Annotated in this window: 14 protein-coding genes; 2 read left to right on the top strand and 12 right to left on the bottom strand. The window is 62.2% G+C overall.

The genetic code is table 11. The features are described from left to right. From HNR59_RS00235 to HNR59_RS00255, 5 genes are all read right to left on the bottom strand, one after another. A complete protein-coding gene (locus HNR59_RS00235; RefSeq protein ID WP_183824300.1) occupies nt 1-927 on the bottom strand; it encodes an ABC transporter permease in 927 nt (308 codons plus the stop codon). After that, nucleotides 924-1,901, bottom strand: coding sequence for an ABC transporter permease (locus tag HNR59_RS00240; RefSeq protein WP_183824303.1), 978 nt, complete (start codon nt 1,899-1,901; stop codon nt 924-926). Before HNR59_RS00240 ends, HNR59_RS00235 begins: the two co-directional genes overlap by 4 nt. Continuing rightward, complete coding sequence (locus HNR59_RS00245) at nt 1,898-3,520, bottom strand: ABC transporter substrate-binding protein (RefSeq protein ID WP_183824306.1); 1,623 nt, start codon at nt 3,518-3,520, stop codon at nt 1,898-1,900. The genes HNR59_RS00240 and HNR59_RS00245 overlap by 4 nt, the downstream gene beginning before the upstream one ends. A gap of 70 nt (nt 3,521-3,590) precedes the next feature. Then, complete coding sequence (locus tag HNR59_RS00250; protein WP_183824309.1) at nt 3,591-4,916, bottom strand: ArgE/DapE family deacylase; 1,326 nt, start codon at nt 4,914-4,916, stop codon at nt 3,591-3,593. Nucleotides 4,917-5,118: 202 nt separating this feature from the next. Next, the gene (locus HNR59_RS00255; protein WP_183824312.1) at nt 5,119-5,781 is read right to left on the bottom strand and encodes a GntR family transcriptional regulator; all 663 of its coding nucleotides are present in this window, start codon (nt 5,779-5,781) and stop codon (nt 5,119-5,121) included. A gap of 168 nt (nt 5,782-5,949) precedes the next feature. On the opposite strand from HNR59_RS00255, the gene HNR59_RS00260 reads away from it, so the two are divergent. After that, nucleotides 5,950-7,320 (top strand): malonyl-CoA decarboxylase, encoded by a 1,371-nt coding sequence (locus HNR59_RS00260; RefSeq protein WP_183824315.1) that lies wholly within the window; start codon nt 5,950-5,952, stop codon nt 7,318-7,320. Further along, complete coding sequence (locus tag HNR59_RS00265) at nt 7,313-8,824, top strand: malonate--CoA ligase (RefSeq protein WP_183824319.1); 1,512 nt, start codon at nt 7,313-7,315, stop codon at nt 8,822-8,824. The genes HNR59_RS00260 and HNR59_RS00265 overlap by 8 nt, the downstream gene beginning before the upstream one ends. An 83-nt stretch (nt 8,825-8,907) precedes the next feature. Here HNR59_RS00265 and HNR59_RS00270 read toward each other — a convergent pair whose 3' ends face one another. The 7 genes from HNR59_RS00270 to HNR59_RS00300 all read right to left on the bottom strand — a co-directional run bounded on the left by HNR59_RS00270 (nt 8,908) and on the right by HNR59_RS00300 (nt 15,364). Next, nucleotides 8,908-10,197 carry a GNAT family N-acetyltransferase gene (locus HNR59_RS00270; RefSeq protein ID WP_183824322.1) on the bottom strand — a complete coding sequence of 430 codons (1,290 nt, stop codon included), beginning with the start codon at nt 10,195-10,197 and terminating at the stop codon, nt 8,908-8,910. Continuing rightward, nucleotides 10,197-11,597 carry an oligosaccharide flippase family protein gene (locus tag HNR59_RS00275; protein WP_183824325.1) on the bottom strand — a complete coding sequence of 467 codons (1,401 nt, stop codon included), beginning with the start codon at nt 11,595-11,597 and terminating at the stop codon, nt 10,197-10,199. The genes HNR59_RS00270 and HNR59_RS00275 overlap by 1 nt, the downstream gene beginning before the upstream one ends. Before the next feature lie 107 nt (nt 11,598-11,704). Beyond that, the gene (locus tag HNR59_RS00280; RefSeq protein WP_183824328.1) at nt 11,705-11,995 is read right to left on the bottom strand and encodes a GNAT family N-acetyltransferase; all 291 of its coding nucleotides are present in this window, start codon (nt 11,993-11,995) and stop codon (nt 11,705-11,707) included. A gap of 8 nt (nt 11,996-12,003) precedes the next feature. Beyond that, a complete protein-coding gene (locus HNR59_RS00285; RefSeq protein WP_183824331.1) occupies nt 12,004-12,309 on the bottom strand; it encodes a GNAT family N-acetyltransferase in 306 nt (101 codons plus the stop codon). Continuing rightward, nucleotides 12,306-12,953: an alpha/beta hydrolase gene (locus HNR59_RS00290; protein WP_183824334.1), complete on the bottom strand. Its 648-nt coding sequence runs from the start codon at nt 12,951-12,953 to the stop codon at nt 12,306-12,308. Before HNR59_RS00290 ends, HNR59_RS00285 begins: the two co-directional genes overlap by 4 nt. A 10-nt stretch (nt 12,954-12,963) precedes the next feature. Further along, nucleotides 12,964-13,896, bottom strand: coding sequence for a VOC family protein (locus HNR59_RS00295; protein ID WP_183824339.1), 933 nt, complete (start codon nt 13,894-13,896; stop codon nt 12,964-12,966). Nucleotides 13,897-14,101: 205 nt separating this feature from the next. Then, complete coding sequence (locus HNR59_RS00300; RefSeq protein WP_183824342.1) at nt 14,102-15,364, bottom strand: PRC-barrel domain-containing protein; 1,263 nt, start codon at nt 15,362-15,364, stop codon at nt 14,102-14,104. Between the last annotated feature and the right edge of the window lie 179 nt (nt 15,365-15,543).

The following is a 15,543-nucleotide window of genomic DNA, read 5'->3' on the forward strand; positions in this document are numbered from 1 at the left end:
TCATACCCCCCTCGGATTCAGCGCATCGCGCAGCCAGTCGCCGAGCACGTTGATGGCAAGCGCCAGCGCCAGCAGGGTGACGGCGGGGAACAGAAGGATCCACCACTCCCCGGCGAACAGGAAATCCTGCCCGCTGCGGATAAGGGTGCCGAGCGAGGGCTGCGTGGCCGGCAGGCCGGCACCCAGATAGGAAAGCGTGGCTTCGGTGATGATGGCGAGCGCCAGCGAGATGGTGGCGATCACCATGATCGGACGGCGGACGTTCGGCAGGATATGACGCACCAGCACGATGCGGGTGGGCAGGCCCATCATCAGGGCGGCCTGCACATATTCGCGCTGCTTTTCCACCATCACCGCGCCGCGCACCGTACGGGCATAGGAAACCCAGCCCGAAAACCCGATGGCGAGGATCAGCACGTAAACAGCCATCGTATCGCGCGCGCCCGGCGGCAGCAGCGACCGGGTCAGGCCGAAAATAAGGAGCGCAATCAGCAGCGCCGGGATCGAAAGCTGCACATCCGCGATACGCATGATGACGGTGTCGACACGCCCGCCGAAATAGCCCGAAACCAGCCCCAGCGTGACACCAAGCGTCATGGAAAGGGCCACGGCGGCAAGGCCGACCAGCAGAGAAACGCGGGTGCCGTAGAGCGTAGCGGAAAGCACGTCGCGTCCCTGATCGTCCGTGCCGGCCACGAAGAGCTGACCCGTGAACTCGTTGACGCTCCATGGCGGCGTGTTGGCGGCCATGAGGTCGAGATTGGCGGGATCGAGTATATTCTGCGGCGCCCACAACGGCGCGCCAAAGCCCGCCACCACGATGACGATCAGCACCAGCGTAGCCAGCAGCGCTCCGGGCGACCGCAGATAGGAATAGCCGATGTCCGACCGGGCAAAGCGCGCGAGCCGTGTGGTCAGTGCGGTCATTGGATGGCTCCGGCGGCACGCAGGCGCGGATCGATGAGGTAATAGATGCAATCGACCACCATGTTGATCGTCACGAAGATGAGCGAGGTCAGAAGCAGATAGGTCGCCATGATCGGCACGTCCGAGAAATTGACCGAGTTTATGAACAGCAGACCCACGCCCGGCCACTGGAACACGGTTTCGGTGACGACGGCGAAGGCGATGATGGAGCCGAGCTGAAGACCGGCAACGGTAACGACCGGCACCATGGTGTTCTTCAGCGCATAGGAGAAATAGATCAGCCTTTGCGGCAGCCCGCGCGCGCGGGCAAAGCGGATGTAGTCCGAATGCATCACCTCCAGCATCTCCGTGCGCACCAGCCGCAGGATCAGCGTCAGCTGGAAAGTCGCCAGCGAGATCGCCGGGAGGATGATCGCATGCCAGCCGCTTGCGGTAAGCAGCCCGGTCGTCCACCAGCCGATCTTCACCGTTTCCCCGCGCCCGAAAGCAGGCAGCCAGCCGAGCTGAACGGAGAAGACGTAAATCAGCGCGATGCTGATGAGGAAGTTCGGCAGCGAGACCGCGATCAGCGAACCTGTCATGCTGATGCGCGAAAAGATCGAGCGCGGGCGCAAGGCCGTCATGACGCCGAGCGCAATGCCAGCCGCCATGGCGAGGATGAAGGACAGCACGGCAAGCTCAAGCGTTGCCGGTAGCCTCTCCACGATCAGATCCAGCACCGGGCGCCCTACACGGGTGGAGACGCCGAAATCGCCATGCAGGATCGAGACGATGAACCGCCAGAACTGGATGTAGAACGGCTGGTCGAACCCCAGTTCCGCGGCGAGCCGCGCTCGGTCCTGCGCGGTAGCGTCCTGCCCCAGCATGTTCTGCAGCGGATCACCGATGAAGCGGAACGCGGCAAAAGACAGAAATGCCGTGATCAGCATGACCGGCACGGCAGAAACCAGCCGGCGCAGGAGGAAAGCTATCATTTCTCTACCGAAATGGTTTTGACGAAAACGCTGTTGGAAAGGTTCGGCGTTATCCGGATATTTTTGTGCGCCGCGCGGGCCAGCATCTGCGCATGGATCGGCAGATAGAAGCTCTCGTCCTGCACCACTTTCCAGATTTCAGCGATGGTGGCGTTGCGCTTTTCGATGTCGGCTTCGGAACCCAGCGTGGCGATCTTCGCGTCGATTTCGGCATTGTTGAAATTGACGGAACTCCACGCGCCGCGCCCTTCGCTGCGGGAATGGACCAGATTGTCGAAGATGTACTGGGAATCGAAGGTCGAGGCGCCCCAGCCCATCAGGTAGAAATCCGTGTTGCCATTGCCCACCATGGGGAACACCACGCCGGCCGGCTGCACGTCGAGATGCACCTTGATGCCGATCTTCGCCATCATGCCCACCAGCGCCTGGCAGATGCGCTCATCGTTGACGAAGCTGTCATTGGTGCAGTTGAGCGTCACGGAGAAGCCGTCCCCGTAGCCGGCCTCGGACATGAGCTGCTTCGCCTTCTCGATGTCGACCGGAGGCAGCTTGCCCATCTCCTCGGTGTAGCCGTTGATGAAGGGTGGAGCAATGGTGCCAAGCGGAATGGATTCGCCACGCATGATCGCCTTGCCGATCACCTCGCGGTCGATGGCCATGTTCATGGCATGGCGCACGCGCTTGTCGGCGAAGGGATTGCCCGTGGCTTCGCCATAGGTGAGCTTGTCGGCACCCATGTTGACGCCGAAGAAGATGGTGCGGTTTTCCGGGCCGCGTACCACGCGCAGATCGGGATTCTGCTCCAGCTTGGCTATGTCCTGCGGCGGCACGTCCTGGAGGAAGTTCACCTCGCCGCTGATGAGCGCCGAGACGCGCGTGGCAGGCGACTGGATGGGCGTATAAACGATGCGGTCGATGTCGAGCGGGAATTCGCCGATGCCCCAGTATTTGTCGTAGGCCACAAGCTCCGTGCGCCGGTCGGCTTCGCGGCTGACAAGCCGGTAAGCACCCGTGCCGTTCTCGTTGCGGGCGGCAAAATTCTCCTTGCCCGACTTGAAATCCTGCGGCGCAGCAGCGTCATTTGCTTCCGCCCAGGCACGGTTCATAATGAAGATGTTCACCAGATTGTTGACCAGCAGCGGGCTCACGCCCTTCGTGGCTATCCGGACGGTATGCTCGTCGGGCGCAGTCACGGCATCCACTGCGGTGAGCAGCGAGCGGACGTTGGAAGTATCCGACATGGCGCGCTGAATCGAGAAAACAACATCGTCGGCAGTCAACGGCACACCGTCGTGGAAAGTAACGTCCGGGCGCAGCGTGAACTCCCAGATGCCCGGCTCATCAGGCAGCATCTTCCATTCGGTGGCCAGAACACCGATCAGCTTGCCATCGTCGGAGCGGGCAACCAGCGGCTCGTAAATCTGATGGTTGAAGGCATGGGTGATGCCCTCATTGTAAGCGTGCGGATCAAGGGTCTGCACATCCGAACCGCGCGCCCAGTTGAGCGTTTCGGCGGATACCGGCGCTGCTGCCATCAAAGCAGCAACCGCAGCCGTCGCCAGCAGCGAAAAGAGAGGCCGGCGGCCGGCCGGGCGGGATGCGGGAGAAGGCTTCTTCACGATACAGGTCCTCCATTGGCGCGAAAAAGCGCCTCAACATGTTCGGGCTATCAGGAGCGCTTCCGACCGGTCAGGCGACGCCGCACCAGTCGAGAATGCTTGCTGCGAATATTTTTGTTGTCGTCCTGATGGAGTCGACATCCGCCCATTCGTCGGGCGCATGCTGGTTGGCCCCGAAGGGCCCGTAGCGGATCGGCTGCACGCCGGCGACCGCATAGTGCGCACCGTCGGTCACGCCGATGGAGCCACGCAGCGCGGTCGGCCTGCCGAGGCTGGCGCGGCGCGCGGTGACGATCTTCACCAGCTCATGATCGGCAGAGGTGTTCATTGGCGGGAAATGCAGATCGTAAAGGTCCCATTTCACTTCGATCGGATTTTCGCGCAGCCACGGATCAGTGGCGCAGAAATGGCTGACGAAGGCTTCGAAATCCGCACGAATATCGGCACTCGTCTCATGCGGCATGAATTTGTGGTCGATGTCGATCACCGCGACGTCGGGAACGATGCCGGGATTGCTCATGATGATCGGCAGTCCATCCTCGCCCAGGCCCGCGCCAATGCGCACCACCCCGACGCCGAAATGATTGATGCCGGGCGGCATCATCGGATGGCTCTTCACGCGGGAGTTGGCCGCTTCATAATCCCGCAGCGCCGCAAGGAAACGGGTGGCAAGATCCGCCGCGCTGATCGGGGGAGCCTTGGGATTCTCCTGCCATGGCTGCGGATACATACCGGTAAAGCGATAGGCCGAATGACCCTGCCGGCCACGAATGGTGATGCGCAGCCATTCCAGACCGCCCTGACTGATGAAAATCTCGTCGCCGCCGGGTTCCGCAATGATGGCGGCAGGGGCCAGATGCCCGGCGCGCACCATGGCTTTCGTGCCCGAACCGCCGGCTTCCTCGTCAACCACCGAGTGCAGCGACACCCTGCCCCTTAGCGCAATGCCAGCCTCGCGGATGACGCGCAGCGCCTCCACGCAGCAGGCCATGCCCGCCTTCATATCCATGGTTCCGCGGCCCAGCACCCTGCCGTTGCGCACATCGCCGCAAAATGGACCGTAGCTCCATTCGCGCAGGTCACCCACCGGCACCACATCGATATGACCGCACAGAATAAGGTCGCGCTCGCCATTGCCGACACTCTCGGTTTGCGCCAGCAGATTGGGACGACCGGGCAGCGCATCGAAGGTGCTGACGGCGAGATCGCAGCCGGACAGTTCGTCGGCGATCAGCGCCTGGACCTGCGCCTCCCTGCCCGCTTCCGGCTCGTCCTGAAACTTCGGATTGACGGACGGAATACGCACGAGATCGCTGGTCAGCCCCACGACCCTGTCGGACTTCGCATCCAGACGCGCCCACACGTCGGCAACAGCGCTATCGATCCTGTCCTGCATATTTCCTCCACATGGCAGCTGCCATCGCCCGGCTTCAGGGTCCGGCTCATGGTCAGAGGATTGGGCTGTTCTTGCGCGCCCTTTGTGTTCCCCGGTGCAATCCGCAGATCAGTATGGGCACAAATCCGTTTGTGTCAATTAAATTTCACTACTGAGATAAAAATGCATAAAAAATGATTTTATTACATTTTAGGCGCAGGTTTCAGCTGTCACTCCGGGTGGTCGTCAGACGCGCCACGAGATCAGAGAAACGCTCCCCCTGCACGGCGACATGCGTCCGCAAAGCCGCGGCCGCACCGTTGCTGTCTCCCGACAATATGGCCTTCACGACACGCTCGTGCTCCGCCAGCGAGGTCTCCATCCTGTTGCGCACACGCAATTGCAGGCGGCGATAGGGCCGCAGCCTTCTGTGCAGGGCAAGGCACTGCTCCTGCAGGAATCCGTTGTGGCTTGCGGCATAGACGGCTTCATGGAAGACCTCATTGTCGTAATAGTAGGCATCCGCATCCCCCGCTTCAGCCGACCGGAGGCAACGACAATGCGCTGCCTCCAGCGCGGCGCGATCATCATCGGTGTAACGCCGTGCCGCATGTGCTCCAGCCATGGCTTCCAGCTCCGCCATCACCTCGAACATCTCGTAGATGCGATGCGGTGCCGGCTCGACCACAATGGCGCCCCGGCGCGGGCGGATCTCGATCAGGCCGATTGCGCCCAGCTGTATCAGAGCCTCGCGCACCGGCGTGCGTGAAACTCCGAACCGGGTGGCGAGCTGGGTTTCGTCAAGTCGCCTGCCGGCAGGAAACTCACCGCTGACGATCCCATTCTCAATCTGATCGCGCAGCTTCTGGACGATGTTTTGCGACATGGCACCAATCTGAAAATGCGATTCTTGTATACAAGAATGTTGACTTTGTACGCATGAGGAATAGCATGAATCGAAATTGCAGGAAACCTTGCGTAAAATCAGGCATCCTCACGGGTGCCGGTACTGTACGTCATTCAACAGGGCGGACCAGCCACAAAGGGGCCTATAATGGGCAGCTTCTCTTCCTTTCGCGACATGCTCGACGCCATTGCCGAACGCGGTCGCCGGCTGCTCGGCACGTCGCAGAACCCGAAGCAACGGGTGGCGATGGAGGAGATCGTCCTGCAGTGCGAGCACCTGCTCTCAAGCCGCGGCGAAGCGTCAGGACTGGCTCTGGCGCAGGACATTCTCTCCGCATGGAAAGAACTGGATGACGAGGAACAACCCCGGTTCATGCGGGAGTTGCTGACCAGATTCGGCGCCGATGATGCCCGTATCGAAAACGCCATCGAAATGTATCGCAGCGACCGCAGTCCGGAGAACCTCGCCGCCCTGCATGAAGCCGCCGAGCCGAAACGGCAGGAGCTGATCCGTCGGCTCAATGCCGCGCCCGACGGCACCCGCAGCCTCGTGCGGATGCGCGAGAAACTTCTCGGTCTGCTGAAGTCCGAACCGGAACTCAAAGCCGTGGACTCCGATTTCCAGCATCTCTTCGCTTCCTGGTTCAATCGTGGCTTTCTGCAGCTGCGTTCCATCGACTGGACCACGCCGGCGCATATTCTGGAAAAGATCATCCGCTATGAAGCGGTTCACGCCATCAATGACTGGAACGAACTGCGCAGCCGTCTCGCCCCCGCAGACCGGCGCTGCTTCGCTTTTTTCCACCCGCAGCTTTCCGATGATCCGCTGATCTTCGTCGAAGTGGCGCTGACGCGCTCCACGCCCGACAACATCGGCGATCTGCTGGACGAAACACGCGCACCTTTGAAGCCCGGCGAGGCCAACACTGCGGTCTTCTATTCGATTTCCAACTGTCAGGATGGCCTGCGCGGTATTTCCTTCGGCAATTTCCTGATCAAGCAGGTGGTTGAGGAACTGCGCCGCGAACATCCTGCGCTGGAAACCTTCGTGACGCTTTCGCCGGTGCCCGGCTTCGCACGCTGGCTGAAATCGGCGGAAGACGAGGAAAACACCCTCGAACTCTCCCGCCTGCGCGATCATCTCAGCAGTGCCGACTGGCACCGCAACGCGGAAATCATCACGGAAGCCAGTCCGCTGCTTCAGCGGGCGGCAGCTCATTATTTCCTGACCGCCCGTGCGGCCGGTGGACGGCTGATCGATCCGGTGGCGCGTTTCCATCTCGGCAACGGCGCCCGGCTGGAACGTCTCAATTTCCCGGGCGACGTGTCGGCCAGAGGATTGCGTGAGTCACACGGGCTGATGGTCAACTACCTTTACAAGCTCGACGACATCGAGCGCAATCACGAGGCCTATGCCGAACGGGGCGAAGTCGTGGCCTCACCGGAGGTCCGCAAATGGCTTGCCGCCGGCTCGACCGGAAAAACATCTTCCAGGACGCAGGAAAAACTGAATGCCTAACCATCTGTTCCACGCCATTCGCGCTGCCCTGCCGGGACAGGATGCTGTCTTCATCGAAACGCAGGACGGCCGCGTGTGGACCTATGGCGATATGCTCGGCCAGTCTGCCCGCATTGCGCATGTGCTGACGGAACGTGGCGTGCAGCCGGGAGACCGGGTTGCGGTGCAGGTGGAGAAAAGCGCCGAATCCCTGATGCTCTATCTGGCCTGCGTGCGTTGCGGCGCCGTCTACCTGCCGCTCAACACCGGCTATACGGTGGCCGAGCTCGACTATTTCTTCAACGATGCAAAACCCGCCGTCATCGTCGTTTCCCCCCAAAATGCGGACAGGCTCGCTGAGACGGTGAAGGGCTGCGGCGCAGTTCTGGAGACGCTGGACGATCATGGCGGCGGCTCGCTCATGGAGAGCGCCAGGGCGGCTGCCACGGATTTCGACGATGTGGAACGCGGCCCTGACGATCTGGCCGCCATCCTCTACACGTCCGGCACCACCGGACGCTCCAAGGGCGCCATGCTCAGCCATGACAATCTGTTGTCCAATGCGCTGACGCTGCGCGAAAGCTGGCGCTTCACCGCGCAGGACCGGCTCATCCACGCCCTGCCGATTTTCCACACGCACGGCCTGTTCGTGGCCACCAATGTCATCCTCGTTTCCGGCGCGTCGATGTTCCTGCTGCCGAAGTTCGATGCGGATGCGATCGTCGCGCGCCTCCCGAAGTCGAGCGTTCTGATGGGCGTGCCGACCTTCTATGTGCGCCTTGCGCAGGACGATCGCGTGAACCATGACAGCACCGCCAACATGCGGCTGTTCATCTCCGGCTCTGCCCCGCTGCTTGCCGAAACGCACGACACCTTCCGCGCCCGCACCGGTCACGCCATACTCGAACGCTACGGCATGACCGAGACGAACATGAACACCTCCAACCCGTATGACGGCGACCGCATCGCCGGCACGGTCGGCTTCCCCCTGCCCGGCGTCGACATCCGCGTCGTGGACATGGAAAACGGCGCCGCCCTTCCGGCCGGCGAAACGGGCATGCTGGAAGTCAGGGGGCCGAATGTTTTCAAGGGCTACTGGAACATGCCGGAGAAAACCAAAGCTGAATTCCGTGACGACGGTTTTTTCATCACCGGCGACCTCGGGCTGATCGACGAACGTGGCTATGTCCATATCGTCGGGCGCGGCAAGGACCTCGTCATCTCCGGCGGTTACAACATCTACCCCAAGGAGATCGAGAGCGAGATCGACCTGATCGATGGCGTGCTTGAAAGCGCAGTGATCGGGGTGCCACATGCGGATTTCGGCGAAGGCGTGACTGCCGTGGTGGTGCCGAAGACCGGCGCCGCGCTGAAGGAAGACGAGATCCTGGCCGCGCTCGGCGAACGGCTTGCTCGCTACAAGCTGCCCAAGCGGGTGCTGTTCGTGGAAGAACTGCCACGCAACACCATGGGCAAGGTGCAGAAGAACCTGCTGCGCGAAGCGTGGAAGGATCTTTACGCCTGATGGCGGAGCACTATCAGCCGCCCCGAACCAGCACCGGCGTGACACCACCGCTGCGCCCGGCGCAGCGGTTGGATATGGTGGCCTCAGGCCGGCCTCTTGCGGATGAGACGGCGGGCCTTGTCGCGCAGGCCGCGCATGACGTTGCGCGCCTCCCGGTAAAGATGCATCTGCGAGGCTGCCTGTCGGGCTGCCTTGTCGGCAGCGGGCGTCAGCCCGATGATGAGCGTTCCCATGCGCATCCGCTCGCTCCACAGGCGGCTCATCACCGGATGGTCGGGCACCGCACAGGAATCCGTGAACTGGATGTTCGGATCCTCCAGATGCTGACGGGTCACTTCGAGCATCAGCAGGGTTCCGGGGGAGAACGTGGAAAGGCTTTCGTCATAGGCCGTCTTCCACGTGTAGGCGACGCCCTGCTCGACGAACACGACAAGACTGGCGATCACACGGCCGTCCAGCGTCAGCGAATGGATGCGGCACATGTCGCGCTCCGCCAGCCTGTGCACCGCCTCGCGGGCGAAGGCAGCCTGAAACCGATCGACCGTCATGGCCGTGCCCTTGCGGCCCTTCCAGCCGGAGGCCTCCAGAGCAAGGAAGCTCTCCATGGCCGTGCGCACCTCTTCCGGCCCGCGCGCCACCTCATGCGCAACCGGGCCGAGCTCCTCCAGCCGGCGGCGCAACCGGCGAAATTCGCGCACGTGATGCGGCCGCAGCGAGGCCTTCAGATAGGCATCTCCCTCCAGTTCGCTGTCGAGAACCGGCCGCTCGACCTCTGCGACTGTGATCAGGGAAAGCTGACGGGTTTCCGCTACCGAGCGCAGCACACGCGCCATCTGCCCTTCGAGGCGCATGTCGGGCAGCACCAGAACCTGCGGCAGTTGCAGATGCCGGCGTGACAGGATGGCGAGGCAATCCTCCACCACGCCCAGCGGATCGTCATAGTCCACCAGCGGCGTGCCGACCGGCCCGAACGGGTTCGACCATGCCCGCATCACCGGCACCGAGAACGGTACGTTCGGACGCTCCACCGAAAACGGCATCAAAAACCGCAGCCGCGATCGATGCTCGTCGCCGTCCCGGATCACCGCCAGACGCACTTCGCGATCCTCCAGCCTCGGCATCGCCGGAGCCAGAAAGCGCGGATTGAAGAAGATATTGGGCTCGATGGCGCGGGCAACGAGGTGATCAAGTTCCTCGACCAGTTCAAAGCCCGCATTCGCAGGATAGATGGCAAGCGTACGCTGCGGGCGCCGGTTGGTGAGCAATTCGAGCTGCGAAGGATCGGTGCCCTCACGCACCAGCCCGGCAAGCTCCGAGACCAGCGTGCCGGCCGGCCCCCCGCTTGCCTCCTCGATCAGCGGAACAGCAGCCATTATGCAGCGCTCCTTGCCGGAATGAAGATCGTCATGACAATACCAAGTTTACGCCAGACCGTGAAGGACAGGCCAGCGGCTTCGAAGATCATGGCAAACGCGGTCGCCATGGCCGCGCCCCACAGGCCGAAAGTGGGAAGCAGCAGAACGTTGAGCACGATGTTCAGCGCCAGCGTGGCGGCGAACACTAAAGCGCAGCTGTTCTGGTGTCCGCTCATCGTCAGCAGGCTTTCGCACGGCCCGACGGAGGCGCGCGCCACCACGCCGACGACAAGCAGGAAAAGAAGCGGGTAGCCGGACTGGAACCCCTCGCCGAACAATCCGAGCATCGGCCGCCCCAGAACCAGCACCACGACCGCCATGGCGAGCGAGGGCCAGAAGGTCCAGGACACGGTTTCGCGCGCGAAGGCCGCAAGCCGGTGCCGGTCACCGTGAGCGAACTGCGCGTAGCGCTGGGCGGAGCCGGCTTTCACCGCGAAATAGACGAAATGCACCAGCGCCAGCGTTTTCACGGTGGCGAAATAGACGGCCACTTCCTGCGGGTCGCGATAGAAGCCGACCATCAGCACATCGGCATTGGTGAGCAGGTAGAAGAAACTGTCGACGAGGAAAATCGGCAGGGAGATGAAAAACCACTGGCGCAGCAGGATCCGGCTGTCGCCGGCGGGAATGGTTGCCGAAACCCTGCCGCCAAGGCTCAGCAACTGGCCGAGCGCGGTGACATAGGTGGCCGCGATTGCCGCGATGATGGCCGTGGTCGCATCGGCCGCGCAGCCGGCGAACAGGGCCGCCCCCATGAAGACGAGGATGAGCACCGGCCGCGAAATATAGGTCGGCAGCAAGGCTGACAGCGCCCATGAATGCGCGCGCGACACGCCCTGCAGAAGATCCGTCAGCGCCACCATGGGAAGGCACAGCAGGCCAAGCAGAAAAGGCACCAAATAATAGTCTTCGATGCGATCGGCGAAGAGCCAGACACCGGCAGCCCCTGCAACGGCGGTCAGGGTGGAAGCGGCCAGAACCACATGCCGGCTGACGCGGACGATGCCGCGCAATTCATCCAGCATGCCCCGTTCGCGGAATTCCGGAATGAAACGGATGACGGAGGTGCTGAAACCGAGACAGGAGATGGAGCCGACGATCAGCATCGTCACCCATACCAGAACGAAGATGCCGTATTCGAAGCTGCCCATCCAGCGCGCCATGAGCACCTGGCTGAAAAAGGCGATCGCAGCGCTGACAACGCGGACCATGAAAGCGATGGCGGACATGCGCCCTGCGGCGCCGCGCTCATCCGAACCCGACGCGATGGCATCGATCTGCGCCAATAAAGGCCGCAGGCGCAGCGCAAGGCGCTGCGGCAGCAAGCGGTCAGCCGCCATGGTTGCGGAAAAACGCACCCTCTACATCTCCGTAATCCGCAAGGTCGAGATCCCTTCTAGGAGCCAACCCCTTAAGAAACGGTACGGTGATGAGATTTGGGGGCCGGCGGCCCCGCCGCCGGACGCTATGCCGCCAGAACGTCCTGCCATTCCTTGTGGCGGCGGAATTCGGCCGCCACATAGCCGCACACCGGCGTGATTTTCGTGCCGGTCCCGCGGGCATCGGTAACGGCATGGGCAACCAGCTGCGCGCCCACGCCCTTGCCGCGCGCCGATGGCGGCACGAAGCTGTAATCAATCGAAATGTGGCCGGGGCTGCTGCGCACATAGGTGAGATAGGCTTCCTCACCGCTCTCCAGTGGCAGCACGTAGCGACCCTTGCCGCCATCTTCGGCCTTGCTGATTTCCGTTCCCATCGCGATCTTCACCCTTGCTTCTTCAACACATCCGCCCATTCGGGATGGCGTTTGAACTGAGCCGCGGCAAAGGGGCACAGCGGAATGATGAGCTTGCCAGCCGCCCGTGCATCCTCGACCGCCCTTGTCACCAGCCGCAATCCCGCACCCTGACCACGAAAGGCGTCCGGCACGCCGGTGTGGTCGATGATGATCTGATTGTCGCCCACCTTCGTGAACGTCATCTCGGCCTCCGCACCATCCGGCCCACGCAGGACATAGCGGCCCTTGGAGCCGGTCTCTTCGATTTCCACGTCCGGTATCTGTTCACTCATCGGGATGATCCTGTAACCGGCACGGCCGACAAAAAGCGGCGTGCAGCCTCAACCTCACTGGGGCGCAGCTCATGCCCGCCCTCATGCCATTCCAGTTCCGTCGTCGCGCCCTGACTACGGAAATACGCTTCCAGCCGCAGGGTCAAGTCAGGCGGGCATATGGGATCGTGCCGCCCCGCCGTGATCAGCACCTCACGTCCGGCAAGCCCTGCCTGTAGCCCGGGCGCAAACGGGATCAGCGGATGCATCAGCACCGCGCGCGAAAACAGCTTCGGAGCAGACAGCATGACTGAGGCAAGGATATTGGCTCCGTTCGAGTAACCAAGACCGTAAATTTCCCCGGCTCCCGCCGCCCGTACCCCCGCATCGGCATGAATATGTGCTTGCACGAAACCCTTCATCTTGTCCGTCGCACGGGCAAGATCGGCCATATCGTATCTGCCTTCGGCGAGGCGGCGAAAGAAACGCGCCGCGCCCATTTCTGAAACGTCGCCACGCGGCGCCACCACCGTGGCGCCGGGCAGCAGGTTACCCGCCAGCGGCAGCAGCTGCATTTCATTGCCGCCAGTGCCGTGAAAGACGAACAACAAGGGACCGCCTTTCACGCCCTGCGCAATTCTGTGCACATAGGCATCGGTACTCATGACGGGCTCCTCAGTCTTCGAGCGGTTGCAGATGCTGTTCGAGATAGCTGCGCAGATGCTCATGTTGTGTCGGCAGCTTCAGCGCATCGCCGAGATGCGCGCGGTCCTCGTCACGGTCGAAACCGGGCTCGTTGGTCGCAACCTCGAACAGAACGCCACCGGGCGTGCGGAAGTAGATCGCCCAGAAATAATCCCGGTCGATGACCGGCGTGACCTGATAGCCGGTATCCAGCAGGGCCTTGCGCACTTCCAGCTGCTTTTCGCGGTTCTCGACCGCGAACGCGACATGGTGAACCGAGCCGCCGCCAAGATTGGCAAACGCCGCACCCGGCATCACCTCGATGTCGACGGTATCGGCGCCATTGCCGGGCTCAAGCGCAAGCCGGCGCAGATTGCCGGACCGCCCGACCTCGCGATAGCCCATGAAGCCGAGAAGCTCTTCGGTGGCTCCGCCATCGCGCAGGCGCATCGAAACGGAATGGAAGCCGTGAATGCCCACATCCCCGGGAACACCTCCATGGGTCCATGGCGCGCGCATGTCACCGTCCACCTCGACGAGGGCGAGGCCTTCGCCATCGGGGCCGGCAAAGGTCAGGCGCTGTTCGCCAAACCGCTCCTGCCGGGCTAGCTCCGCCACCCCCGCATCGCCGAGACGGCCTTCCCAGAAGCCGAGCGAACCGCGCGGTACGGAGTAGACGGTGGTACCCACTTCGCCGACGCCGGGGCGGCCCTTGCCGATATTCGGGAAAGGAAAGTAGGTCATGACCGAACCCGGCGTGCCAACCTCGTCTGCGTAATAGAGGTGGTAAACATCCGGCGCGTCGAAGTTGACAGTCTGCTTCACACGCCGCAGACCGAGCGCTCCGGTGAAGAACGCATTGTTGCGGCGGGCATCACTGGCCATGAGGGTGACGTGATGCAGTCCCCTGATCTGATCGAGCATGATGTGGCGCTCCTTTTTGGAGGTTACGGCCCATAAATCCATGAAGTGCCGTGTTGATCGCCAATATGGGCGCAGGCATGCCGCGCGCAAAGATATCGGAGCGGCAATAGTCCGTATCCGAAGGGTGAACAATGGGCCTTGCTTTGTTCACCAAAGCAGAAGGCCCGCACCGGCGGGTGCGGGCCTTTGCAGAAAGCAGATGTCCTCAGCGAACCATAAGGCGCTGCTGCTCGCGATTGTCGGCGTAGCTGTCCTTGTCGTAGGCCGGATGCGCCTCAAGCTGCTCCTTGGTGAACTCGGTGTACAGATACTTCTTGCCGTCCTTGTCGGCCATTACCCTGAAAGTATCCATGCCCACAGCCACCGGCTTGGAGCCGATGCCGAGGAACCCACCGACATCGATGATGACCGCATCGACCTGCCCGTCCGGGGTGAGGACGGCATCGCCGATCTCGCCGACCTTGACATCATCGGCGCCGTAGACGGTCGTGCCATCCAGCTCCTTGGCGCTGACATCGGTCATCTGCACCTCGGTCAGGGTCGACTTGTCGATAGCCGCTGTCGAAGTCGCGTCCGGCTGCTCCTTCGGGGCAGCAGCCGTATCGGTCTCCGGCACCGCTGCCGGAGCGGCGGCCGAATTGTCAGCGCTTGTCACGGGGGCAACGTCATAGGCGCGGCGGTCGAAGTCCGGCAACGCTTCCAGCGATTCCTTGGTCGCCTCGACCACCAGCCAGCGATCGCCATCACGCTCGGCCCATGTCGCCTTGTCGAAGTCGAAGGCGACATTCTTCTGGCCCATGCCAAGGAAACCGCCGACGCCGATCACCAGCGATTGAGCCTTGCCTTCAGGTGAAAGCACGACATCATTCACCTTGCCGATGTCCAGTGCCTCATCCCCGGTGCCGTTGTAGACGCTTTCACCGATGATAAGAGAAGCAAGATTGCCTTCAGCCGGTGCGATCACCGGTGCGGTGGCGGCAGGCGCTTCGCTCACGGTATCGGTGGTCGTCACGCCCGGAGCGCGCTCCGTTGCAGGCGCAGGCTTGTAAGGGGTGGAATCAAAGGCCGGCTGAGCTTCCAGCGCCTCCTTGGTCACGGCGGCAATCAGCCAGCGATCCCCATCCTTTTCAGCCCACTGCATCTTGTCGAAGTCGAAAGTCACATCCTTGGCACCCAGCCCAAGGAAGCCGCCGACACCGATGACGGCAGTCTCTACGTTGCCATCCTTGTCCAGAACAAGATCGGTGACCTTACCGATATTCTGGGCATCTTCAGCCGTACCATTATACACGGTTTCGCCGATGATATTGGAAGCCAGATGGCCATCGGCGCTAACCGCGGGTGCTGCCGGCTGTTCAGTGGCCGCGGTCGGCGGCGTGGTTGTCGCAGGCGCGGTCGCGTCCTGGGCCATGGCACCAGTGGCAACCAGCGTTGCGAGCGCAGTCGTTGCAAGAAGCTTGCGGATCATATCGTCTCTCCTCGTGTATCTTCGGTTCAGAAACCTTGAGCATCGCTGCGAATATCCTGACAAATCCGCAGTGTGATTGCTGATTTGAGAACGTGTGATCTTGCCCCTTGTTCCAAAAAACATCTCCCCATTCGCAGGAAAAATCCGCCTGATATGGCGGAACTAAACTTCCACTGTCC

This window comes from Aquamicrobium lusatiense (assembly GCF_014201615.1).
Lineage (GTDB): Bacteria > Pseudomonadota > Alphaproteobacteria > Rhizobiales > Rhizobiaceae > Mesorhizobium > Mesorhizobium lusatiense.